Consider the following 24,222-nt stretch of genomic DNA (forward strand, 5'->3'; position numbering starts at 1 on the left):
TAGGCTGGATGGCCGCCGCCATCCACCGTCATAGACTCAACGACCGAGATAGACCTCGATCACCCGCTCGTCGGCCTGCACCTGCGCCAGCGAGCCTTCGGCCAGCACGCTGCCCTGGTGCAGCACGGTGACGTGGTCGGCGATCGAGCCGACGAAGCTCATGTCGTGCTCGACCACCATCAGCGAGTGCTTGCGCGCCAGCGATTTGAACAGCTCGGCGGTGAACTCGGTCTCGGCGTCGGTCATGCCGGCCACCGGCTCGTCGAGCAGCAGCAATTGCGGGTCCTGCATCAGCAGCATGCCGATCTCGAGGAACTGCTTCTGGCCGTGGGACAGCAGGCCGGCCGGGCGCTGGCGCGAGGCGTCCAGGCGAATGGTGGCGAGCACCTCGTCGATGCGGTCCCTCTGCTCGCCGCGGAGCACGGCGCGCAGGCTGGCCCACACCGACTTGTCGGTCTTTTGCGCCAGCTCGAGGTTCTCGAACACGCTCAGGGCCGCGAACACCGTGGGCTTCTGGAACTTGCGGCCGATGCCGGCCTGGGCGATCTCGACCTCGCTCATCTGGGTCAGGTCGAGGGTCTCGCCGAAGTAGGCGTGGCCGTTGTCCGGGCGGGTCTTGCCGGTGATCACGTCCATCATGGTGGTCTTGCCGGCGCCGTTGGGGCCGATGACGCAGCGCAGTTCGCCGACGCCGATGTACAGGTTGAGCTCGGTCAGCGCCTTGAAACCGTCGAAGCTGACGTTGATCCCCTCCAGCGTGAGGATGGTGCCGTGGCGGACGTTCAGGCCCGGCCCGGCCGCGCGGCCGGCGCCGATGGCGTCGCGGGCGCTGCCGATCGGGTCGAAGACCGGCTCGAGCATCAGCTCGGGGGTGGGCGTGCTTCTCATTGGTCCTTCTCCGTGAAAGTCCTCAGGAGCGCGTAGCGAGCAATTCCAGCTGCAAGGCGCGCGGCGCACAGCGACGAGGCAGTACGGTTGGGTACGGCGAGGAGCGAGCACCGCGCAACGCCGCAGATGGAATGCGCAGTAGCGATCATGATGACTTCCTCTTCAACAGACCGATTACGCCCTGGGGCAGGAACAGGGTGATGAGGATGAACAGCGCGCCGAGGGCGAACAGCCAGTATTCGGGGAAGGCCACGGTGAACCAGCTCTTCATGCCATTGACCAGGCCGGCGCCGAGCAGCGGGCCGATCAGCGTGCCACGGCCGCCGAGGGCGACCCACACGGCGGCCTCGATGGAGTTGGTCGGCGACATCTCGCTGGGGTTGATGATGCCCACCTGCGGCACGTAGAGCGCGCCGGCCAGCCCGCAGAGAACAGCGGAGAGCACCCAGATGAACAGCTTGTAGCCGCGCGGCTCGTAGCCGCAGAACATCAGGCGGTTCTCGGCATCCCTGAGCGCGGTGAGCAGCCGGCCGAACTTGCTGCGCGCCAGGCGGAAGCCCAGCGCCAGGCTGCCGACCAGCAGCGCTACGGTGGCGAGGAACAGCGCGGCGCGGGTGGCCGGCGCGGTGATGTCGTAGCCGAGGATGCGCTTGAAGTCGGTGAAGCCGTTGTTGCCGCCGAAACCGGTCTCGTTGCGGAAGAACAGCAGCATGCCGGCGAAGGTCAGCGCCTGGGTCATGATCGAGAAGTACACGCCCTTGATCCGCGAGCGAAAGGCGAAGAAGCCGAACGCCAGGGCCAGCAGGCCCGGCGCCAGCACCACCAGGCACAGCGCCCAGAGGAAGCTTCCGGTGCCATACCAGTACCAAGGCAGTTCGTTCCAGGCGAGGAAGCTCATGAATGCCGGCAGGCCTTCGCCGGCGCTCTGGCGCGACAGGTACATGCCCATGGCGTAGCCGCCGAGGGCGAAGAACAGGCCATGGCCGAGCGACAGCAGGCCGGCGTAGCCCCAGACCAGGTCGAGGGCCAAGGCGACGATGGCGTAGCAGAGGATCTTGCCGACCAGGGTCAGGGTGTAGGCGCTGACCTGCAGCGGGTGGTCCGCCGGCAGCAGGTGCAGCAGCGGCAGGGCCAGGAGCACGACCAGCGTCAGAGCGCCGACGGCCAGCGACAGTTGCGGGCCGAGCCGGGCGCTGGCGCGGGCCAGCAGGGTCTGATTGGGCGGTGTGGGCGTGAGTGGCATGGTCATCAGTCGATCACCCTTCCTTTCAGTGCGAACAGGCCCTGGGGGCGTTTCTGGATAAACAGAATGATCAGCGCGAGGATGAGGATCTTGCCCAGCACAGCGCCGATCTGCGGCTCGAGGATCTTGTTGGCGATGCCCAGGCCGAAGGCCGCCATCACGCTGCCGGCCAGCTGGCCGACACCGCCGAGCACCACCACCAGGAAGGAGTCGATGATGTAGCTCTGGCCCAGGTCCGGGCCGACGTTGCCGATCTGGCTGAGGGCCACGCCGCCGAGGCCGGCGATGCCCGAACCGAGGCCGAAGGCGAGCATGTCCACGCGGCCGGTCGGCACGCCGCAGCAGGCGGCCATGTGGCGGTTCTGGGTCACCGCGCGCACGTTGAGGCCCAGCCGGGTCTTGTTCAGCAGCAGCCAGGTCAGGGCGACCACGAACAGGGCGAAGCCGATGATGACGATGCGGTTGTAGGGCAGTACCAGGTTGGGCAGCACCTGGATGCCGCCGGACAGCCAGTAGGGGTTGGCCACCTCGACGTTCTGCGCGCCGAACAGCACCCGTACCAGCTGGATCAGGATCAGGCTGATGCCCCAGGTGGCCAGCAGAGTTTCCAGCGGGCGGCCGTAGAGGTGGCGGATAACCGTGCGCTCAAGAGCCATGCCGATGGCGGCGGTGACAAAGAAGGCCACCGGCAGCGCCACCAGCGGGTAGAGCGCCAGGGCTTCGGGGGCCAGGCGCTGGAAGCCGAGCTGGACCATGTAGGTGGCGTAGGCGCCGAGCATCAGCATCTCGCCGTGGGCCATGTTGATCACCCCGAGCAGACCGAAGGTGATCGCCAGGCCAAGGGCGGCGAGCAGCAGGATCGAGCCCAGGCTCATGCCGCTGAAGGCCTGGCCGAGCAGTTCGCCGACCAGCAGGCGGCGCTTGACCTGGGCCAGGCTGGTGGCGGCGGCGGTGTGCACCGCCGGATCGCTCTCCACCCCATCGACCAGCAGGTTCTCCAGGAGTACCCGCGCCAGCGGCTGGCCGGTCTCGCCGAGCAGGCGCACCGCGGCCAGGCGCACGGCCGGGTCGGGGTCGACCAGCTGCAGGTTGGCCAGGGCCAGGCTCAGGGCTTCGCGCACAGACTCGTCCGTCTCGCCGGCCTGGCGCTGCTCGAGGAGCGCCAGTTGCGCCGGCTTGGCCTTGTTCTGCAGGGTCTGGGCCGCGGCCTGGCGCAAGGCCGGGTCCTCGGCGAACAGCTGGTGGCTGGCCAGGGCGGTATCGATCAGGCCGCGCAGGCGGTTGTTCAGGCGCAGTTTGCGCACAGCGCCGACGGGCGTCGTGGCGCCGTCGAGGGGGCGGTACTGGCCGTCATCTTCGAGGAACGGCTGCTTCTCGCCATCGGCGACCACCCGCCCCTGGGACAGGGCCTGGAGCAGGGGCAGGCGGGCGGGTTCGGGGGCGGCGGCCCAGTGCTCGAGCAGTTTGGCCTGCTTCGACGAGCTGGCGGCGGCGAAGTCGCTGGCGTCGCCGGCGTGGCTGGGCAATGGCAGCACGACCAGCAGCAATAGGAGAAAGCGGGACAGGGCAGTGGGCATCACGGGGTCCTTCGGTATGCACCAGGAGCGGGGGCCCGCCTAAGGGAGAGGGCGGCCCTCTCCCCAAGGCGGGCCCCGCCCCACTTCCTTGGGGAAGTGAGGCGGCGACGGTTCGCTTAGTTGGACTTGACCGCGTAGTCCGGCTTGGCGTCGTTGCCTTCGATGTACGGGCTCCAGGGCTGGGCGCGCAGCGGGCCTTCGGTCTGCCAGACCACCTCGAACTGACCGTCGTCCTGGACCTCGCCGATCATCACCGGCTTGTGCAGGTGGTGGTTGGTCGCATCCATGGTCAGGGTGTAGCCGCTCGGTGCGGCGAAGGTCTGCCCGGCCATGGCCTCACGGACCTTGTCGACTTCGGTGGTACCGGCCTTCTCGACCGCCTGGGCCCACATGTTGATGCCGACGTAGGTGGCTTCCATCGGGTCGTTGGTCACCGCCTTGTCCGCGCCCGGCAGGCCCTTGGCCTTGGCGTAGGCCTTCCACTTGGCGACGAACTCGCTGTTGACCGGGTTTTCCACCGATTGGAAGTAGTTCCAGGCGGCGAGCTGGCCGACCAGGGGCTTGGTGTCGATGCCGCGCAGCTCTTCCTCGCCGACCGAGAAGGCCACCACCGGCACCTCGGTGGCTTCGATGCCCTGGTTGGCCAGTTCCTTGTAGAAGGGCACGTTGGAGTCGCCGTTGACCGTGGAGATCACCGCAGTCTTGCCGCCGGCGGAGAATTTCTTGATGTTGGCGACGATGGTCTGGTAGTCGGCGTGGCCGAACGGGGTGTAGACCTCCTCGATGTCCTTGTCGGCCACGCCCTTGCTGTGCAGGAAGGCGCGCAGGATCTTGTTGGTGGTGCGCGGGTAGACGTAGTCGGTGCCGAGCAGGAAGTAGCGCTTGGCGGCGCCGCCGTCCTCGCTCATCAGGTACTCGAGCGCCGGGATGGCCTGCTGGTTTGGCGCGGCGCCGGTGTAGAAGACGTTCGGCGACAGTTCTTCGCCTTCATATTGCACCGGGTAGAACAGCAGGCCGTTGAGTTCCTCGTAGACCGGCAGCACGGATTTGCGCGACACGCTGGTCCAGCAGCCGAAGGTCACCGCGACCTTGTCCTGGGTCAGCAGCTGGCGGCCCTTCTCGGCGAACAGCGGCCAGTTCGAGGCCGGGTCGACCACCACCGGCTCGAGCTGCTTGCCGAGCACGCCGCCCTTGGCATTGATCTCGTCGATGGTCATCAGGGCCATGTCTTTGAGCGAGGTCTCGGAAATCGCCATGGTGCCGGACAACGAGTGGAGAATGCCGACCTTGATGGTCTCGGCGGCCTGCAGGCTGAAGGGGAACAAACCGCTGAGCATCAAGGCGCTGGCGGCGAGGGTGGACTTCAGAAAGGGACGGCGTTTCATCGTAATGGCTCCGTGCGCGACTGTTGGGTGGGACCCCGAGGGTCGCCAGTCCAATGGCAGCATCCGTGCCAATCCTTGCAAGGCCTTGAAATGAAGACGCTTTTTCCGCAATGCGGCGAACGGCCGGGCGTCCTGATGCGCCGCGCTGGTGCGTGGGACGGCCGCTGTCCGGGCTAAGCGGCCGCCGCGCACCGGATCAGGGCGCGAGGTAGTTCTTCACCCCGGTGAAGATGATCTGCGCAGCCAGGGCGCAGACGAACAGGCCCATCAGGCGGCTGACGATCTGCAGGCCCTGGTCGCCGAGCAGGCGCTCGAACTGGTTGGACAGGTACAGCACCACGCCGACGGTGAAGCTGGCCAGGGCGATGGCCAGCACCGCCAGCAGCTTGTCATCCCAGTGCGGCTGGCTGGCGCCCATCAGCAGCAGCGCACCGATGGTGCCGGGGCCGACGGTCAGCGGGATGGTCAGCGGTACTATGGTCACGTCCTGCTGGACGTTGTCGCTCTGCACCGCCGACTTGCCTTGGGCCATGCCCAGGGCGGAGATGAACAGCACGCTGCCGGCGCCGATGCGGAAGGCGTCGATGGTGATGCCGAACAGGGTGAAGATGTGCTTGCCGAACAGGTACAGCAGCACGCTGGCCACCACCACGCCGGCGGCGACCTTCCACGCCAGGCGCTTGCGCTCCTTGACCGTGTAGCCGCGGCTCAGGCCGATGAAGCAGGACAACACGAAGAAGGGGCTGTAGAGCACCAGTAGCTTCAAATACAGACTGAACAGCTCGGACGCCATGGCAGGGGCTCGTCTCTTGGGCAGGGTGGGGAAGTGTAATGGCAGTATCGGCGATCAGGCGACGCGCACTGCCCGATCAGTGCGTGACGCCGGCCGCTGGGCGGCGGATTTCCCGCTGGGCAATCCAGTGCTCGATCAGCTCGCGCAACTGCGACAGCTCCACCGGCTTGGCCATGTGACCGTCCATGCCGACGTCGCGGGCGCGCTCCTTGTGCTCGTTGAGGATATGCGCGGTCAGGGCCACCACCGGGGTGCGCTCGCGCTGCTCGGCGGCTTCCCAGGCGCGCAGTTGCGCGGTGGCGGAGAAGCCGTCGAGTACCGGCATCTCGCAATCCATCAGCACCAGGTCGTAGCGCCGGGCCTTCATCGCGCTCAGCGCTTCGGCGCCGTTGCAGGCGGTGTCCGGTTGCAGGTTGAGCTTGCCGAGCATGCCGCGGATCACCTTGGTCGAGATGCTGTTGTCCTCGGCCACCAAGATACGGAAGTCGCTGGGCACCTCCAGCGGCGCGCTGGCCGGCGCGGCCTCCCGTTGCGCCGAGCTGCCGCGCTGGCTCAGCTCGTCGGCGAGGGTGGCCTTGAGGGTGTAGCCGGCCACCGGCTTGGCGAGGATGCGCTTGATCCCGGCGTTGCGCGCGATGATCTTGCTCGGCGCCTGGCTGATGCCGGTGAGCATGACGATCAGGATGTCGTGGTTGAGGCTCGGGTCTTCCTTGATCTTGGCCGCCAGCTGCATGCCGGTCATGCCCGGCATGTCCTGGTCGAGCAGAACCACGTCGAAATACTCGCGCATGTGCGCCTTGGTGCGCAGCATGGCCAGGGCCTCCTTGCCCGAGGGCACGGCGCTGACCTGCAGGCCCCAGGCGTTGCATTGCTGCACCAGCACCTTGCGGCAGGTGTCGTTGTCGTCGACCACCAGCAGGCGGGCGCCTTGCAGCGGCCCGTCCAGATCGGTGGTCGGCTGCTGCAGGCGCTCGGCGTCCAGCGGCAGGGTCAGCCACAGGGTCGAGCCCTGGTTGCCGCCGCTCTGGATACCGAATTCGCCGCCCATCAGGCGCACCAGCTGGCGGGCGATGATCAGGCCGAGGCGACCGCCGAGCTTGGTCGCGGCGAGGAAGTCCTTGCTGTGCAACTGGGCGCTGAGCAAGGCTTCGCGTTCGCTGGCCGGCAGCGGCTGGCCGCTGTCCTGCACGGCGAAGCGCAGGCGCGGCTTGCCGCTGGCGTTGTCGAGGGCGACCACCAGCAGGATTTCGCCTTCGTCGGTCTGTTTGAAGGCGTTGTCGAGCAGGCTTAGCAGGGTCTGGCGCAGGCGCGTCGGGTCGCCGCCGATCACCCGAGGCACCTGCGGCTGCATGAAGCTGATCAGCTCGACCTTCTGCTGCTCGGCCTTGGCGCGGAAGATGTCCAGGCAGTCCTCGATCAGCGCGTTGAGATCGAACTGCACGTCGTCCAGCTCGATCTGGCCGGACTCGAGCCTGGAGATGTCGAGAATCTCGTTGATCAGATTGAGCAGCTCGTTGCCCGAGCTGTGAATGGTTTGCACATAGTCGCGCTGCTTGGCCGACAGCGGCGTGCCGAGCAGCAGTTCGGTCATGCCCAGCACGCCGTTCATCGGGGTGCGGATCTCGTGGCTGATCTTGGCGAGGAATTCGGCCTTGGCCTTGAGTTCGGCGGAGCTGGCCGCCAGCGCGGTGCGCTCGCTCAGGGTGGTGCGCTGGAGCTGGCGCTGGCGCTCGGCCAGGGCGGTGCTGAGGAATATGCCGCAGACGATGGCGAGGCTGAAGGTGGCGATCACCAGCCAGCCGGGATTGAGCTGGTCGAGGCCCAGCAGCACTGGAATCAGCGCGCTGAAGCCGAGGGTGAAGACCAGCAGACCGACGACGATGAAGCGGGCCGGCTGGTAGCCGCCGTACCACAGCCAACTGGCCACCAGCAGCGTGCCCAGGGCGCCGCAGAGCACCAGCAGGTAGATCAGCCAGCCGTGCCAGAGCAGGCCGCTGACGGCGATGACCAGGCCAATGCCGAGGGTCAGCAGGGCATTGCCCAGCAGCAGGTACTTGAGCAGCCGTGGCGGGTTGGCGGTGCCGCGCATGAAGCTGATGCAGTAGACCTGCAGGCAGAAGACCGCGAGCAGCGCGCTGAGGTCGGCGACCAGCGACTGGTGCTGGCTCTGCTGCGGCAGCAGGCTGGCGAACAGTCCCAGGTTGGCGGCGGCGCAGAGCGCCAGGCTGATGTGCATGGCGCTCAACCACAGGCTGCTGCGGGTGCGGCTGTAGAGAAAACGGATGAGGTTGTACAGGGTCAGCAGGAGCAGGGCGCAGAGCAGGGCGCCCAGCAGGTAGGCGGAGGTTTGCTGGGCCAGCAAACCGCTCTCGTCGATCACCTTGAACCAGGCTATCAGTGGTTGGCTGGAGGTCATGCGCACATAGGCTTCGCGGGGCTGGCCGTCATTGGGCAGCAGCATCAGGAAGGCGCGGGTGTCGAGGGTGCTAGCGTTGCGCGGCCTGGCTTCGCCGCCATGGACGCTGCGCTCGAGCTTGCCGGCGCGCAGCAGGTAGTAGTCCAGATACTGGACACGCGGGGCGAAAATCCACAGCCAGTTGGGTTGCTGGTTAGCCGCCAGTTCGACGCGCAGCCAGATGGCCTGATCGCCGGACGGGTAGCTGAAAGCCTGCTGGCTCATGGGCTGGAAGCGCTGGGGGCGCTTGCGCACATCCTCCAGGGTCATGCTCGCCTGCGGGTCGAGCAGGTATGACCAGGCCTGCGGCGGCATGCCGGGGGCGTCCGCTGCGTCGGCTGCCAGGGCATATGAGCCAAGAGCGCTCATAAGCAGGCCGACGAGTAGTCCTATGGCAATCCCAAGCCCGCGCACGGTGAATTCCCTTCGAAAGTAAGTGGCCGAATTATAGCCAAGCCGATAGTGGGCGAAACAGGTCGCAAAAGGCCAGCGCAGAGCGATCATCCCCCGACGATTGGCGCCTGGCCAGCGGCAATCGTCGCTTATGGGGCGGGCGGCTCCTGCGCCTGTGCCGGCAATCGCCTGCGGGGAGCCGCTGCGCGGCCTTAACCCTCGCCGTGCTCTCGGGCGATTGCCCGGTAACCGATATCCCGGCGGTAGAAGCAGCCATCCCAGCGGATCTTCTCCGCCAGGCGGTAGGCCTGCTGCTGGGCATCGCCGACGCTGGCGCCAATGGCGGTGGCGCAGAGCACCCGGCCACCGGCGGTGACCACCTGGCCGTCCTTGAGCGCGGTGCCGGCATGGAACACCTTGCCATCCAGGGCTGCGGCCTCGTCCAGGCCCTCGATCACATCGCCCTTGCGATAGTCGCCCGGGTAGCCGCCGGCGGCCAGCACCACGCCCACGGTCGGACGCGGGTCCCAGGTCGCCTCGACCTTGTCCAGGGCCTTGGCCAGAGCCGCCTCGACCAGCAGCACCAGGGAGGATTCCAGGCGCACCATGATCGGCTGGGTTTCCGGGTCGCCGAAACGGCAGTTGAACTCGATGACCTTGGGCGCACCGCGCTTGTCGATCATCAGGCCGGCATAGAGGAAGCCGGTATAGACGTTGCCCTCGGCCGCCATGCCGCGCACGGTCGGGTAGATCACCTCGTCCATCACCCGCTGGTGCACCTCGGCGGTGACCACCGGGGCCGGCGAGTAGGCGCCCATGCCGCCGGTGTTGGGGCCGCTGTCGCCGTCGCCGACACGCTTGTGGTCCTGGCTGGTGGCCATCGGCAGCACGTGCTCACCGTCGACCATGACGATGAAGGAAGCCTCTTCGCCGTCGAGGAACTCCTCTATCACCACTCGCGAACCTGCCTCGCCGAAGGCATTGCCGGCGAGCATGTCGCGCACCGCGTCTTCGGCCTCGGCCAGGGTCATGGCCACGATCACGCCCTTGCCCGCGGCCAGGCCGTCGGCCTTGATCACGATGGGCGCACCCTGCTCGCGCAGGTAGGCCAGGGCTGGCTCGACCTCGGTGAAGTTCTGGTAGGCGGCGGTGGGGATGGCGTGGCGGGCGAGAAAGTCCTTGGTGAAGGCCTTGGAGCCTTCCAGCTGGGCGGCGCCGGCGCTGGGGCCGAAGATGTCCAGGCCGCGCGCGCGGAACAGGTCGACCACCCCGGCCACCAGCGGCGCCTCGGGGCCGACGATGGTCAGCTGCACGTTCTTTTCGGCGAAGTCGGCCAGTTGCTCCAGGGCCAGCACGTCGATGGCGACGTTCTCGCACTTGGCCTCAAGGGCAGTGCCGGCATTGCCCGGGGCGACGAAGACCTTCGCCACCCGCGGGTCCTGGGCGACCTTCCAGGCCAGGGCGTGTTCGCGACCGCCACTGCCGATGATCAGTACGTTCATGTTTCTCTCCTTGTGGAGGCGGGCCGGTGGCCCGTTCGGTGGATAGGAAAAGCGCTATCCACCCTACGAAATCTTGCTTCTAGCGATCTTTCGGGCCGTGATGGAGCGCCTGGCTGCTAGGCGGAGGTTGGTTCGACGAGCGCAGTTGCCGTCTGGCAATGAGCATCGGCGAGCCTGCCTCCAACAACGCAGACGGGCGCTTCAGCGCGGCCCACGCACGTTAGTGGCGGAAATGACGCATTCCCGTGAACACCATGGCGATGCCCGCTTCATCGGCGGCGGCGATCACTTCGGCGTCGCGCATCGAACCGCCGGGCTGGATCACGGCGGTGATGCCGGCCTTGGCCGCATTGTCGATGCCGTCGCGGAACGGGAAGAAGGCGTCTGAGGCCATCACCGCGCCGGCGACCGGCAGGCCGGCGTGCTCGGCCTTGATCGCGGCGATGCGCGCGGAGTTGACCCGGCTCATCTGGCCGGCGCCGACGCCGACGGTCTGGCGGTTCTTGGCATAGACGATGGCGTTGGATTTGACGAACTTGGCCACTTTCCAGGCGAAGATCAGGTCATGGATTTCCTGCTCGCTGGGGGCGCGCTGGGTGACGATCTTCAGGTCGCTTGCTGCGATCATGCCGATGTCGCGGCTCTGCACCAGCAGGCCGCCGTTGACCCGCTTGAAGTCCCAGCCGGCGGCGCGTTCGGCCGGCCACTCGCCGCACTCGAGCAGGCGCACGTTGGCCTTGGCCGCGACCACGTCGCGGGCAGCCTGGGAGATGGTCGGGGCGATGATCACCTCGACGAACTGGCGTTCGACGATGGCCTGGGCGGTGGCGCCGTCCAGTTCGCGGTTGAAGGCGATGATGCCGCCGAAGGCCGACTCGGTGTCGGTGGCGTAGGCCAGCTCATAGGCCTGGCGGATGCCGCCGTCTTCCTCGGGGACCACGGCCACGCCGCAGGGGTTGGCGTGCTTGACGATCACGCAGGCCGGCTTGACGAAGCTCTTCACGCACTCCAGGGCGGCGTCGGTGTCGGCCACGTTGTTGAACGACAGTTCCTTGCCCTGCAGCTGGATGGCGGTGGAGACGCTGGCCTCGCCCTTCTGCGCCTCGACGTAGAAGGCCGCGCTCTGATGCGGGTTCTCGCCGTAGCGCATCTCCTGGGCCTTGATGAACTGGCTGTTGAAGGTGCGCGGGAAGGCGCCGCGCGCTTCGGTGGACAGGGTCTCGGCGGTGCGGTCGATGGTGCCCAGGTAGTTGGCGATCATGCCGTCGTAGGCGGCGGTGTGCTCGAAGGCCTTGAGTGCCAGGTCGAAGCGCTGGGCGTAGGTCAGGCCGCCGGCCTTGAGGGATTCGACGATGCCGGCGTAGTCGCCGGCATTGACCACGATGGCCACGTCCTTATGATTCTTCGCGGCGCTGCGGACCATGGTCGGGCCGCCGATGTCGATGTTCTCGATGGCGTCTGCCAGGTCGCAGCCGGGCTTGGCCACGGTGGCGGCGAAGGGGTAGAGGTTGACCGCGACCAGGTCGATCGGCTTGATGCCGTGCTCTTCCATCACCGCGCCGTCCAGTGCGCGACGGCCGAGGATGCCGCCGTGGATCTTCGGGTGCAGGGTCTTGACCCGGCCGTCCATCATTTCCGGGAAGCCGGTGTAGTCGGCGACTTCCACGGCCGCCACGCCATTGTCCTTGAGCAGCTTGTAAGTGCCGCCGGTGGAGAGGATCTCCACGCCGAGGGCGGACAGTTCACGGGCGAATTCGAGGATGCCGGTCTTGTCGGAGACGCTGATCAGGGCGCGGCGGATGGGGAGGCGGGTGGTCTGGTCGGTCATTTCAGAATCCATCAGAGCGGGGAAATCAACGAAAAAGGCGGCTCTCGACGGGCCGCCCTGTTCGGGTGAATGAGGGTTAGAGCAAATCGTACTGCTTGAGTTTCTTGCGCAGGGTGCCGCGATTCAGGCCGAGCAGCTCGGAGGCCTTGGTCTGGTTGCCCTTGACGTAATTCATCACCGTCTCCAGCAACGGCGCTTCCACTTCGGTCAGCACCAGGTTGTAGACATCGGTGACGTCCGCGCCCTCGAGGTGGGCGAAATAGTTATGCAGCGCCTTCTCGACACTGCCGCGCAGGGTCTGCCCTTCTTCGCTCGGCGTATTGAGGTGCTGTTTCAAACCTGTGTTGTCGCTCACGGGTGCAATTCCACTTCCTAAGGTCTCTGTCATCAATGTCATGCGGCCACCCCATCTCCCTCGTTATGCCGTTCGCCGAAGAACTGGCGAACGCTGGCGCACTGTGCGTCCGTACTGTCCAGACGATTGAACTGGGCGCGAAACTCCCTGGCGCCTGGCAGGGTTGCGAGATACCAGCCGACATGCTTGCGGGCGATACGCACGCCCATCACGTCGCCGTAGAAGGCGTGCAGTGCGGCCAGGTGTTCTAGCAGGATGCGTTCCACTTCCAGCAGGCCCGGCGCCGGGAGCTTTTCGCCGGTGCGCAGGTAATGCTCGATTTCACGAAAGATCCAGGGCCGGCCCTGGGCGGCACGGCCGATCAGCAGGGCGTCGGCGCCGGTGGCGGCGAGCACGGCCTTGGCCTTCTCCGGCGAGTCAATGTCGCCGTTGGCGAAGACCGGGATCGATACCGCCTGCTTGATCGCGGCGATGGTGTCGTATTCGGCTTCGCCGGTGTAGAGGTCGGCGCGGGTGCGGCCGTGCACGGCCAGGGCGACGATGCCTGCCTGTTCGGCGATCTTCGCCACCTCTACGCCGTTCTTGTTCTGTCGGTCCCAGCCGGTACGGATCTTCAGGGTCACCGGCACCTCGACCGCGGCGACCACCGCCTGAAGGATCTCGCGGACCAGCGCCTGGTCCTTGAGCAGGGCCGAGCCGGCGGCCTTGTTGCAGACCTTCTTGGCCGGGCAGCCCATGTTGATGTCGATGATCTGGGCGCCCAGTTCGACGTTGCGCCGGGCCGCCTCGGCGAGCATCTGCGGGTCGCCCCCGGCGATCTGCACCGAGCGCGGCTCGGGATCACCCTGGTGCAACAGGCGCAGGCTGGATTTGCGGGTGTTCCACAGGCGCACATCGCTGGTGACCATTTCCGAGACCACCAGACCGGCGCCGAGGCGCCGGCACAGCTGGCGGAACGGGCGGTCGGTGACTCCGGCCATGGGCGCGAGAATCAACGGGTTGGGCAATGTGTAGGGGCCGATGCGTAGCGCCGACATAGGGCTTCCCTGCTCAAGAGACTCGCTGTTGAGGCCAGTAGGAGAGTGTGAAAAAGGGGAGGGAATCATACCCGCAACGAGTGACCGGATAAAGGCTGTTTTGAACAAATTATGAACAGCTGCCGGCTTATCGCCAAGGGTTAGGATGTGCGCGGATGGGCGGCCATGCCGCGGGCGACGGGCTATTCCGGCGAGTGGAAGCTGAGGCTGTAGTTCACCGCCTCGGGGCCGGGGTCGAGAATGTCCAGGGATACATGGATGGGCGTCTGCGGTGGCATCTCCGCCTGGCCGGCCAGTTCCCCGCCGAGGTACTCGCTGGCCTTGAAGCGTCGGCTGGCGAGCAGCTGGCCGTTGATGTCGGCGAAGCGCATCTCCAGCAGCGGGAAGGGTTGGGCGAAGGGTGCGCGGTTGTACAGGATCGCATCCACCACCAGGGCGCCGCTGAATTCCGGGTGGCTGCGTACCACCAGGTTGCTGCTCTTGATCTGGCTGATGTCGACCTTGGACGGCAGGCGGCAGCCGATGCTCGGGCAGAGTTGCTCGAACCAGGGGCGGTAGTCGTCCTGGCGGGCCAGTTCATCGAAATGATAGGTCGCGTACTGGCCAACCAGGGCGGCGGCGGCGAGCAGGCTCAGCAGGCTCCAGCCGATCAGTCGACCCCAGGGTTTGCGCGGCCGCTGCCAGTCCAGTTGCAGGGGTTCATCGTCCAGGTCGAACAGGTGCTCGCCGCGCAGGTCCGGTTCGTTGCGGACGGCCTTGGTGGTCGCCGCGCGGCTGGTCGGCGGTTGCTCGTCGAGCTCGTCGAGGGCGCCAGCGAGGTCTTCCGGGACCTCGTCGCGGCGAGCGGCCAGCGGCAAGTCCGTCAGGGCTGCCGCGCTGTCGTCCTCCAGCTCCGGCTCGTTCGGTTCGAGGCTTGGTTCGCGGCGTGCAGGCGCTGCCGCCGGTTTCGCCGCTGTTCGAATCTTGTCGACGGCGGGCCGCTCGGCGGTGAGTTCGGGCTTGGCGCCTTCCTCGCTGAGCAGGGCTTCGGCCCACTGCTCGTCATGCGCCTCCTGGTCGTTGTCTGGCGGCGCCTGGAAGCCCTGGCTGGGCGCGGCACTGCGCTCGAGATCGAGAAACTGCTGCGACAGCTGCTGTTCCTGCTCTTCCAGCTTGGCCAGCTCTTCGTCCAGGTCGAGGTCGTCGAGATCGAGGTCGTCGTGAATCCACAGGGTCTCACCGGCGGGTTTCTTCGTGGCGGCAGGCGGGCTGGGTCGGGCGGGTGGGGCGGCGCTACTGGGCTGGACGGATGGCGTCGGGCTGGGCGCCGCCGTGGGCAGGGCCTGGCCTTGTTCCAGCAACTGCTGCGCCGCGTTGAACACCTGCAGGCAGGCGCCACAGCGCACGGCGCCACGGGCGGCGCCGAGTTGGGTGAGATTCACGCGAAAGCTGGTGCGGCAGTGGGGGCACTGGGTGACGAAACTCTCGGTCATGCGACGATCCGGCGGCCTGCTATTCAGGTGAATCAAGGCGCTTAGTCTAACCCAAGTGCCCGCTAAAGCAGCAGGGCTGCGCCTTCGACGGTTAGCGGCGGGTGCCGCTGATACGCACCCAGCCTTCCTTTTCCGCGGTCGGGTCGAGGTCGAAGGCGTTCTGGTAGGCAGCGCGGACTTCTTCGGCCTGCTCGCCGAGGATGCCCGACAGGGCCAGGCGACCACCGGGCTTGACCAGCTGGGTGATCTGCGGCGCCAGCGCCACCAGTGGCCCGGCGAGAATATTGGCGACCACCACATCGGCCTGCTCCTGGGGCAGGTCGGCGGGCAGGTACAGGGCGAAGCGTGCCGGGTCGATACCATTGCGCCCGGCGTTGTCGCGCGAGGCCTCCAGGGCTTGCGGGTCGATGTCGGTGCCCGTCGCCCGCTCGGCGCCCAGCAGCAGCGCGGCGATGGCCAGGATGCCCGAGCCACAGCCGAAATCCAGCACGTTGCAGCCTTGCAGGTCCTGGCCGTCCAGCCACTCCAGGCACAGGGCGGTGGTCGGGTGGGTGCCGGTGCCGAAGGCCAGGCCGGGGTCGAGCAGCAGGTTGACCGCCTCCGGCTCAGGCGCGGCATGCCAGCTGGGCACTATCCACAGGCGCCGGCCGAAACGCATGGGCTGGAAGTTGTCCATCCAGCTGCGTTCCCAGTCCTGGTCCTCGATCTGCTCGACCTGATGGGCGGGCAGGGCTGCCCCGGTCAGCAGCTGCAGGTGGGCGAGCAGGGCGTCAGGGTCGGTGTCGGCCTCGAACAGCGCCAGCAGATGAGTGTTGCTCCACAGGGGGGTGGTGCCCAGGTCCGGCTCGAAGATCGGCTGGTCTTCGGCGTCCATGAAGGTTACCGAGACGGCGCCGACGTCGAGCAGGGCGTCTTCGTAGGTTGGCGCCTGATCGGGGGTGATGGCGAGACGGACTTGTAACCAGGGCATGGCAAACCTCTTGAGCGGTGAAGCGGCCAGGCAGGCCGGCGCTATAGGCGGGCAAGCTTACTTGACGGGCGGGCGCGCTGCCACCGCGCCGGCTGCCACCGCGGCCGGAAACAACGAGGGCCGCCCTTGGGCAGCCCTCGTTTGCACGGCACATTCGAGACTCAGTGCTTGTCCATACCCAGTTTCTTTTCCAGGTAGTGGATGTTCACGCCGCCTTGATTGAAGCCCTTGTCGCGCACCAGGTCGCGGTGCAGCGGGATGTTGGTCTTGATCCCGTCCACCACGATCTCGTCCAGGGCATTGCGCATGCGCGCCATGGCTTCGTCACGGGTGGCACCGTAGGTGATCAGCTTGCCGATCAGCGAGTCGTAGTGCGGCGGCACCGTGTAGCCGCTGTACAGGTGCGAATCGACCCGCACGCCGAAGCCGCCAGGGGCGTGGAAGTGCTTGACCTTGCCCGGGCAGGGCATGAAGTTGTCCGGGTCTTCGGCGTTGATCCGGCACTCCAGGGCATGGCCGCGGATGACCACATCTTCCTGCTTGATCGACAGCTTGTTGCCGGCAGCGATGCTGAGCATCTCCTTGACGATGTCGACGCCGGTAACCATTTCGGTAACCGGGTGCTCGACCTGTACGCGGGTGTTCATCTCGATGAAGTAGAAGTTGCCGTCTTCATAGAGGAACTCGAAGGTGCCGGCGCCGCGGTAGCCGATCTCGATGCAGGCGCGTACGCAGCGATCCAGCACTTCGGCGCGAGCCTGCTCGTCGATCAGCGGGGCCGGGGCCTCTTCCAGCACCTTCTGGTGGCGGCGCTGCAAGGAGCAGTCGCGATCGCCCAGGTGGATGGCGTTGCCCTGGCCGTCGGACAGCACCTGGACTTCCACGTGGCGTGGGTTGCCGAGGAACTTCTCCAGGTAGACCATCGGGTTGCCGAATACCGCGCCGGCTTCGCTGCGGGTCAGCTTGGCCGACTTGATCAGGTCTTCTTCGTGGTGCACCACGCGCATGCCGCGGCCACCGCCGCCGCCGGCGGCCTTGATGATCACCGGGTAGCCGACTTCACGGGCGATCGCCAGGGCGGTCTCCTCGTCCTCCGGCAGCGGGCCGTCGGAACCGGGGACCACGGGTACGCCGGATCTGATCATGGCGTCCTTGGCCGAGACCTTGTCACCCATCAGGCGAATGGTCTCGGCGCGCGGGCCGACGAAGGCGAAGCCGGAGTTCTCCACCTGTTCGGCGAAGTCGGCGTTCTCCGCGAGGAAGCCGTAGCCGGGGTGGATGGCGGTGGCGCCGGTGACTTCGGCGGCACTGATGATCGCCGGAATATTCAGGTAGGACAGGGCGCCGGAGGCCGGGCCGATGCATACCGATTCGTCGGCCAGGGCCAGGTGCATCAGTTCGCGGTCGGCGGTGGAGTGCACCGCGACTGTCTTGATGCCCAGCTCTTTACAGGCGCGCAAGACGCGCAGGGCGATCTCGCCGCGGTTGGCGATCAGAACTTTTTCCAACATCGCAGGCTCTCCTCGGTTCAAACGATGGTGAACAGAGGCTGGTCGTATTCCACCGGCTGGCCGTTCTCGCTCAGGATGGATTCGACCGTGCCGCTGGTCTCGGCCTCGATGTGGTTCATCATCTTCATGGCTTCGACGATGCAGAGAATGTCGCCTTTCTTCACGGTCGAACCGACCTCGACGAAGTTGCCCGAGGTCGGCGAGGAGGCACGGTAGAAGGTGCCGACCATCGGCGAGCGGACCACGGTGCCATTCAGCTTGGCGGCGGCCGGAGCGGCGGCCTCGCTGCTGGCGGCAGGGGCCGGCGCGGCGGCAACGGCAGCAGGAGCAGGCGCCTGGGCGTAGACCGGCTGCTGGGCGTAGGTCGGCTGCTTGCCGTGGCGGCTGATGCGCACGGACTCTTCGCCTTCGCGAATCTCCAGCTCGTCGATGCCGGACTCTTCCAGCAGTTCGATCAGTTTTTTGACTTTACGGATATCCATAGTGGCTCAACTCCCAGTGAGGTCAGGGTCGTTCAAGTTGTTCGAGCGCGGCCTCCAGGGCCAGCCGGTAACCGCTGGCGCCAAGGCCGCAGATCACCCCTACGGCTACATCGGAGAAGTAGGAGTGATGGCGGAAAGCTTCACGTTTGTGCACGTTGGACAGATGCACTTCGATGAATGGGATGCTCACCGCCAGCAATGCGTCACGTAATGCGACGCTGGTATGGGTAAAAGCGGCGGGATTGATCAGGATAAAGTCGACACCTTCGTCCTTCGCGGCATGAATGCGCTCGATCAGCTCGTACTCGGCATTGCTCTGCAGGTGCAGCAGGTGGTGGCCGGCTTCGCGCGCGCGGCGCTCCAGGTCGAGGTTGATCTGGGCCAGGGTGGTGGCGCCATAGACGCCCGGCTCGCGGCTGCCGAGCAGGTTGAGATTGGGGCCGTGCAGCACCAGTAGGGTGGCCATGTCGATTTTTCCCGTTGCCATTGCTGCGCAGGACTATGCCGGAGACCACTTGGTCCTGTCCAGTTCTCGGTAGTAGTCGGCACGATGGCAGCAGTTTATGCCAGAAATATGACCGAGGGGCTTAGAAACGTTCTCGTGCCCGGCTCAGGCGAGCGCTGAAGGTGGCCGCATCCACCTCGCCGACGACCCGCAGGTCCTGCCACTCTTTACCGCGGCCATCGAACAGCAGGATCGCCGGGGGGCCGAACAGCTGGTAGCGGTCGAGCAGGCTGCGCTGCGCCGGGGTGCTCGCGGTCATGTCGAAGCGCACCAGGCGGTAGTCGGCGAGTTGTCGGCCCACCGCCGCATCGGTCAGCACCTCGCGTTCGATCACCTTGCAGCTGATGCACCAGTCGGCATACCAGTCGAGCAGCAGGGGCTGGCCGCCGCTGCGCGCGCTCGCCAGGGCCTGGTCCAACTCGGCCGGGCTGCTGACCGTGTGCCAGCCGCCGCTGCTGACCGGCGCCGCCGTCGTGCCGCTCAGCAGCGCACGGCCGAGTGGGCGCAGCGGGTCGTCCTGACCCTGCAGGGCGCCGGTCCAGGCGGCCAGGGCGTACACCAGCAGGACCAGGCCGAGCAGTTGCCCGAGCTTCTGTCGGTGGGTCTTGGGGCCAAACTCCAGCGCGCCGAAGAACAGTGCCACGCCGCCGGCGAGTAGGCCCCACAGGGCCAGGGCCAGCTGCCCCGGCAGGACCCGCTCGAGCAGCCAGATGGACACCGCCAGCAGCATCACGCCGAAGGTGTTGCGAACCGTGACCATCCAGGTGCCGGATTTGGGCAGCAGGGCGCCGCCGCCGGCGCCGATCAGCACCAGCGGGGTGCCCATGCCCAGGCCCAGGGCAAACAGTTGCAGGCCCCCGCCCAGGGCGTCGCCGCTGGCGCTGATATAGAGCAGCAGGGCGGTCAGCGGGGCGGTGACGCAGGGCGAGACCAGCAGGCTGGACAACACGCCGAGGGCGGCGGCGCCGGCGATGGTGCCGCCGTGGGTTTGCGCCGCCTTGCGGTCGAGGCGTTCGCTGATGAAGTGGGGCAGGCGCAACTCGAACAGGCCGAACATGGCCAGGGCGAACAGTGCGAAGAAGCCGGCGAAGGGCACCAGGATCCAGGGCGACTGCAGCATGGCCTGCAGGTTCAGACCGGCGCCGAACAGGCCCATCAGGGCGCCGAGGAGGGCGTAGCAGGCCGCCATGGGCAGCACGTAGGCCAGCGAAAGGACCAGGCCGCGTCTGTTGCTCGGGCGTCCGCGCAATACCACCCCGGAGAGGATCGGCAGCATAGGCAGCACGCAGGGGGTGAAGGTCAGGCCCAGGCCGGCGGCGAAGAACAGGGCCAGGTCGGTCCAGTCCCAGCCGGCGCTGGCCGTGTCGACGGGGCTGGCGACGGTGCTGGCAGGCAGGGCGGCGCCATCGCCGATCTGCAGTTGCTCGGTCTCGGGTGGGTAGCACAGGCCCTTGTCGGCGCAACCCTGGTAGGTGACGCTGAGTTCGAAGGGCAGCTGGCCGGGGTTGTCCAGGGGCAGTTCGACATCGGTGATGCCGTAGTAGACCTCGACTTCGCCGAAGAACTCGTCGGTCTTGGCTTTGCCGGCCGGCAGTCGGGCCGTGCCCAGCTTGACCCCGGTGGCTTCCGCGGCGAATTTGAAGCGGTGCTGATAGAGGTAATAGCCGTCGGCGGCGACGAAGCGCAGGGTGATCCTGTCCGCGTTGCTGTCCACCAGGCTCAGCCGGAAGGCCTCGCGCACCGGCAGGAAGTCCCCGCTGTTGTTCAGAGGCCCCCCCAGCGTCGCTGCTGGCGGGGGGTTATCGAACAGGTTGGCGCTGGCGGGCAGGGCGACCAGCAGCAGGAGCAGGCAGAGCAGGCGGCGCATGGAAGTCTCGCAGGTCGAAAGTGCCTGCATCATAACCAAGCCGGCGCCGTAGCGGCAGGCCGCAAGCTGTAAGCGGCTTTGTCGGGTGCGCGGGCGGCAGGCTTCGCCCGCTTCCGCTAAACCCGGAAGGCCTGCACCGCCGTGTGCAGCTGGCCGCCCAGGTGCAGCAGCTGTTCGCCCTGCTGGCGACCCTGGCCGATGCGCAGCAGGTTGTCGCCGCCGAGCTGGTGGATGCGTTCGCTGTGACCGCGGATCTCGCTGACGGCGCCGCTCTGCTGGGCGGTCGCATCGGCGATGCGTTCGGCCATGCTGGCGATGGTGCGAATGGCCGCGACTATCGCATCCAGCGCGCCGTCGGCGGCCGCGGCCTGGCCGGCGGTCGCCTCGGCGTGGGCGACCTGGGCGCGCATGGCGTCGACCGATTGGCGCGCCGCCTGCTGCAGGCGGCCGATCAGTTCCTGGATCTCGGCGGTGGCGCTGCTGGTGCGCTGCGACAGCGAGCGAACCTCGTCGGCGACCACCGCGAAGCCGCGCCCGGCCTCGCCGGCGCGGGCCGCCTCGATGGCGGCGTTGAGGGCCAGCAGGTTGGTCTGTTCGGCGATGCCGCGAATCACCGTGAGCACGCTGCCGATGGTCGCGGTTTCCTCGGCCAGGCGTTCGATGGCCTGGGCATTGTCCTGCACCTGATCGACCAGCGCGTGCAGTCCGGTCAGGCTTTGGCCGATGACCTGCTGGCCCTGGCCCAGGGCATGGCCGGCATCGCGGCTGGCGTCGGCGGCCTGGCTGGCATCGCCGGCCACCTGCTGGATGGTCGACTCCAGGTCGCCCAGGGCGTCGCGGATCTGCGCCGTGTCGCCGGCCTGGCGCTCGGCGCCGGCATGCAGGCCGCCGCTCAGGTCGGCCAGGGTGCGGCTGGAGCCGGCAACCTGCTCGGCGTGCAGGCGGATGGTGCCGACCAGGTCGACCAGATAGGCGCGCAGGCGATTCAGCGATTCCTCGATATCGCACAGCTCGCGGGTGCGTGAGCCGAGGCGGATGTCCTCGCCGAAGTCGCCCTGGGCCCAGGCCGACAGGGCCGGCACCAGGCGGGTGAGGACGCTGGCGAGGCGGCGCTGGATGCGATCGATGGCCAGCGCACTGAGCAGGATCAGGCCGATCATGATGCCCAGCAGCAGGCGCACTTCACCCTGGATGCGGCCGTGTTCGGCGCGTACCGCCGGCTCCAGGGCGGCCAGCGCCTGCTGCACCGCGTCGACCTGGGTGCGCGTCGCCGCGGTCAGGGCGCTGCGTTGTTCGATCAGGCGGCCGGTGCGCGAGAGTTCTGCCGGGTAGCGCGCAACCAGGCTGGCGAATTCGCGCTTGAGGGCGACGCCGCGGTCCTGCGCCTGGCTGCTGTGGTCTTCGCTGTCCAGGCCGAGCAGGGCGGCGAAGCCATCGCTGGCGGAGCTGGCGTCTTCCTCGACGCCGAGCAACGGCAGGGCATCCAGCGCCTGCACCTGGCGTTCCAGCACGCCCAGCTCACGCTCGACGTCGGCCGCCAGTTCGCTGCGACCGCTGCCGACCAGCTTGTTGCGGGCATGGGCCAGGCGCGCCAAATGCTGGGCGGCGTCGAACAGCGGCCGGCGGTAACCGGCGGCGGCATCGCGCTCGGCGCTGTCGGCGTAGCCGGCCAGTTGTTCCAGTGCGCCGGCCATCTCCCGTTCCGCCTGGAGCAGCAGGCCCTGCGGGTCGCCGGCCAGCTTGCCGGCGGCCAGCAGCTGGTCGGCGGTAAAGGCGCGCAGTTCGACCAGGCTCGGGCGCAGGTTGTCGGCCAGCGAGGCGGGCAGTTCGGCGAGCGCCTCCTGCAGGCCGTCCAACGCCTGCAGGGCGGCGCTGTGACGCAAGGCATCGCCGCTGTCGAGGTAGCCGAAGATGTTGTGTGCGACCTCTTGCTGGAACTGCTGGGACAGGCTCAGGTAGCGCTCCATCAGCAGGTAGGGGCGCTCCAGCGCGCGCTGCGACCACCACAGGGTGGCGCCCAGGGCGATGCAGACGGTGACCAGCAGCAGGGTGTTGAGGTTGGTAAGGGTTTTCAGGCGCATAGGGCTCGACCGGCAACGGAACGATATGGGCCGCTCCAGCGCGTCTGGAACGGCTCCTTTGCCCTGAACTTATTGCGTTTTCATGACAGGCTGATGACGGCGTGCGCGGTGTCACGCTTTTTATCCGTGGTGCATCGTCTGGCCGGCCGATCAGCCGGCGCGGAACACCTCGATCCGGTTGCGCCCGCCGTGCTTGGCCATATAGAGCGCCTGGTCGGCCTGCTGGCTCAGCGCCTTGCTGTCCATGCCCTCGCCCAGCTGGGCGATGCCGCCGCTGAAGGTGCAGGACAGGTCCTGCTGCTGCGCCGGGTAGTGGATTTCTGCGAAGCGCTGGCGAATGCCATCGAGCACCTGGTGCGCGGTGGCGGCGTCGGTGCCCGGCATGACCACGGCGAACTCCTCGCCACCGTAGCGACCGATGCTGTCGCTCTTGCGCAGGCGCTGCTTGAGGAACAGCGCCAGGCTCTTGATCACCCGGTCGCCCATCGGGTGGCCATAGTTGTCGTTGACCTTCTTGAAGAAGTCGATGTCGAGCATGGCGAAGCTTAGCGGCTGGCCGTCGCGCTGGGCACGGTAGCGGGCATCCTCGAGCAGCTGCAGGGTGTGGGTGTGGTTGTACAGCCCGGTGAGGCTGTCGCGGACCATGCGCGCCTTGAGGTTGCGCGCCCGCGCGGCGCGGTTGCGCACCGTGGCGATCAGGTGGCGGGGCTTGATCGGCTTGGTCAGGAAGTCGTCGCCGCCCTCGCTCATGGCGTCGAGTTGCTTGTCCAGGTCGTCCTCGGCGGACAGGTAGATGATCGGTACGCTGACGTAGCGGTCGTTGTGGCGGATCACCTTGGCCAGTTCCGGGCCGCTGCAGTCCGGCATGTACATGTCGAGGATGATCAGGTCGGGCTGGAACTCGGCCAGCGCGCCCAGGGCCTGGATGGGTTCGATCAGCACCCGGGTGACGATGCCGGCGCTGTTGAGCACGCGCTCGGTATGGGTGGCCTGGGCCCGCGAGTCATCGATGATCAGCACCCGGTAGGGCTCGTACTGGGCGACATGGGTGAGCACCTCGATGCGCTCGAGCAGGCTGGAGGCGTCCAGGGTGCCGGTGAAGAACTCCTGGCCGCCGGCGCGCACGGCCGCCAGGCGAGTCGGGGTATCGGTGTCGTCGTGGCTGTAGAACAGCAGGGGCAACTTGTGCTCCAGGCCCGCCTGTACCGATTCGGCCAGCTGCACGCCGGCGCCGGGGCCGGAGAAATCGACTTCCATCAGGATCGCCGCCGGGTGGCGCTCGAGCATGGCCGCGCGGAAGGCGTTGGCGCTGTCCAGCGGTTGCGCGTTCATGCCGAAGAACTCCAGCTGGCGCGCCAGGTGCTCGGCCCGCTCCAGGTGTTGCAGGGCCAGGTAGACCGGCTTGCGCAGCGGCGGCAGGACGGTCTGCTCGAAGCGGTCGCCATGGCGCAGGCCGGTGCGCGACAGGCGCTGCATCAGCTGATTGAGTTCGTTGATCAGCTCGCTGTTGAGGCGCCCGCGGTTGTCGCTCACCGCCTGCAGGTTGCGGTTGATGCCCTGTGCCAACTGCATGTGCTCGGCCTGCTCGAAGCGCTCGGCATAGCGTTGCAGCAGCAGCGCGGCCTCGCTCAGCTCTTGCAGGCCGTCCTCGTTCCATTGGTTGCGCTGCAGGCGCTGCCAGATCTCCAGCACCTGGCGTGCCTGGTGGATCACCCGTTTGGCGAAGTGCTGCTTGAGTTTGTCGCGGCTGGGATCTTCGTGCTCGGTCATGCAGCGGCCCCTGATGGCGAATGGCGAGTGGTATTGGGTGATGGCCTCATGCTATCACCGTTGTCTCGGGCGGGATAACCGTCGATCCATTGGCGCCAGCCACCGGTC

18 protein-coding genes are annotated in these 24,222 nt (G+C 67.2%); all 18 read right to left on the reverse strand.

The features are described from left to right. Positions 1–36 precede the first annotated feature (36 nt). The 18 genes from urtD to AB5S05_RS05720 all read right to left on the reverse strand — a co-directional run bounded on the left by urtD (position 37) and on the right by AB5S05_RS05720 (position 24,114). Positions 37–888 (reverse strand): urea ABC transporter ATP-binding protein UrtD, encoded by an 852-nt coding sequence (urtD, locus tag AB5S05_RS05635; RefSeq protein ID WP_369286511.1) that lies wholly within the window; start codon positions 886–888, stop codon positions 37–39. Between the two features lie 145 nt (positions 889–1,033). Further along, the gene (gene urtC, locus AB5S05_RS05640; RefSeq protein WP_369286512.1) at positions 1,034–2,137 is read right to left on the reverse strand and encodes an urea ABC transporter permease subunit UrtC; all 1,104 of its coding nucleotides are present in this window, start codon (positions 2,135–2,137) and stop codon (positions 1,034–1,036) included. Next, entirely contained in the window at positions 2,137–3,708 is a 1,572-nt protein-coding gene (gene urtB / locus AB5S05_RS05645) for an urea ABC transporter permease subunit UrtB (protein WP_369286513.1), read from the reverse strand. The genes urtC and urtB overlap by 1 nt, the downstream gene beginning before the upstream one ends. 116 nt (positions 3,709–3,824) lie before the next feature. Then, a complete protein-coding gene (gene urtA, locus AB5S05_RS05650; protein WP_369286514.1) occupies positions 3,825–5,093 on the reverse strand; it encodes an urea ABC transporter substrate-binding protein in 1,269 nt (422 codons plus the stop codon). 196 nt (positions 5,094–5,289) lie between these two features. Further along, positions 5,290–5,886, reverse strand: a complete 597-nt coding sequence (locus AB5S05_RS05655) for a MarC family protein (RefSeq protein ID WP_369286515.1) — start codon at positions 5,884–5,886, stop codon at positions 5,290–5,292. Between the two features lie 76 nt (positions 5,887–5,962). After that, entirely contained in the window at positions 5,963–8,755 is a 2,793-nt protein-coding gene (locus tag AB5S05_RS05660) for a hybrid sensor histidine kinase/response regulator (RefSeq protein WP_438943546.1), read from the reverse strand. A gap of 191 nt (positions 8,756–8,946) precedes the next feature. After that, positions 8,947–10,236, reverse strand: a complete 1,290-nt coding sequence (purD, locus tag AB5S05_RS05665; protein WP_369286517.1) for a phosphoribosylamine--glycine ligase — start codon at positions 10,234–10,236, stop codon at positions 8,947–8,949. A gap of 220 nt (positions 10,237–10,456) precedes the next feature. Then, positions 10,457–12,064, reverse strand: a complete 1,608-nt coding sequence (gene purH, locus AB5S05_RS05670) for a bifunctional phosphoribosylaminoimidazolecarboxamide formyltransferase/IMP cyclohydrolase (RefSeq protein ID WP_369286518.1) — start codon at positions 12,062–12,064, stop codon at positions 10,457–10,459. Positions 12,065–12,140: 76 nt separating this feature from the next. After that, positions 12,141–12,461 carry a DNA-binding transcriptional regulator Fis gene (gene fis / locus AB5S05_RS05675; protein ID WP_369286519.1) on the reverse strand — a complete coding sequence of 107 codons (321 nt, stop codon included), beginning with the start codon at positions 12,459–12,461 and terminating at the stop codon, positions 12,141–12,143. Continuing rightward, positions 12,458–13,456, reverse strand: coding sequence for a tRNA dihydrouridine synthase DusB (gene dusB / locus AB5S05_RS05680; RefSeq protein WP_369286520.1), 999 nt, complete (start codon positions 13,454–13,456; stop codon positions 12,458–12,460). Before dusB ends, fis begins: the two co-directional genes overlap by 4 nt. Positions 13,457–13,638: 182 nt before the next feature. Continuing rightward, positions 13,639–14,928, reverse strand: a complete 1,290-nt coding sequence (locus AB5S05_RS05685; protein WP_369286521.1) for a DUF3426 domain-containing protein — start codon at positions 14,926–14,928, stop codon at positions 13,639–13,641. 91 nt (positions 14,929–15,019) lie between these two features. Beyond that, the gene (gene prmA, locus AB5S05_RS05690) at positions 15,020–15,898 is read right to left on the reverse strand and encodes a 50S ribosomal protein L11 methyltransferase (protein ID WP_369286522.1); all 879 of its coding nucleotides are present in this window, start codon (positions 15,896–15,898) and stop codon (positions 15,020–15,022) included. Between the two features lie 161 nt (positions 15,899–16,059). Continuing rightward, entirely contained in the window at positions 16,060–17,409 is a 1,350-nt protein-coding gene (accC, locus tag AB5S05_RS05695; RefSeq protein WP_369286523.1) for an acetyl-CoA carboxylase biotin carboxylase subunit, read from the reverse strand. 17 nt (positions 17,410–17,426) lie between these two features. Continuing rightward, positions 17,427–17,891 carry an acetyl-CoA carboxylase biotin carboxyl carrier protein gene (gene accB, locus AB5S05_RS05700; RefSeq protein ID WP_369286524.1) on the reverse strand — a complete coding sequence of 155 codons (465 nt, stop codon included), beginning with the start codon at positions 17,889–17,891 and terminating at the stop codon, positions 17,427–17,429. Between the two features lie 22 nt (positions 17,892–17,913). Further along, the gene (gene aroQ, locus AB5S05_RS05705) at positions 17,914–18,357 is read right to left on the reverse strand and encodes a type II 3-dehydroquinate dehydratase (protein WP_369286525.1); all 444 of its coding nucleotides are present in this window, start codon (positions 18,355–18,357) and stop codon (positions 17,914–17,916) included. Positions 18,358–18,478: 121 nt separating this feature from the next. Beyond that, positions 18,479–20,263: a protein-disulfide reductase DsbD gene (locus AB5S05_RS05710; protein ID WP_369286526.1), complete on the reverse strand. Its 1,785-nt coding sequence runs from the start codon at positions 20,261–20,263 to the stop codon at positions 18,479–18,481. A gap of 116 nt (positions 20,264–20,379) precedes the next feature. Continuing rightward, complete coding sequence (locus tag AB5S05_RS05715) at positions 20,380–22,344, reverse strand: methyl-accepting chemotaxis protein (RefSeq protein WP_369286527.1); 1,965 nt, start codon at positions 22,342–22,344, stop codon at positions 20,380–20,382. A gap of 150 nt (positions 22,345–22,494) precedes the next feature. Continuing rightward, positions 22,495–24,114, reverse strand: a complete 1,620-nt coding sequence (locus tag AB5S05_RS05720) for a diguanylate cyclase (RefSeq protein ID WP_369286528.1) — start codon at positions 24,112–24,114, stop codon at positions 22,495–22,497. Positions 24,115–24,222: the final 108 nt, after the last annotated feature.

Source organism: Pseudomonas zhanjiangensis (genome assembly GCF_041027545.1).
Taxonomy (GTDB): domain Bacteria; phylum Pseudomonadota; class Gammaproteobacteria; order Pseudomonadales; family Pseudomonadaceae; genus Aquipseudomonas; species Aquipseudomonas zhanjiangensis.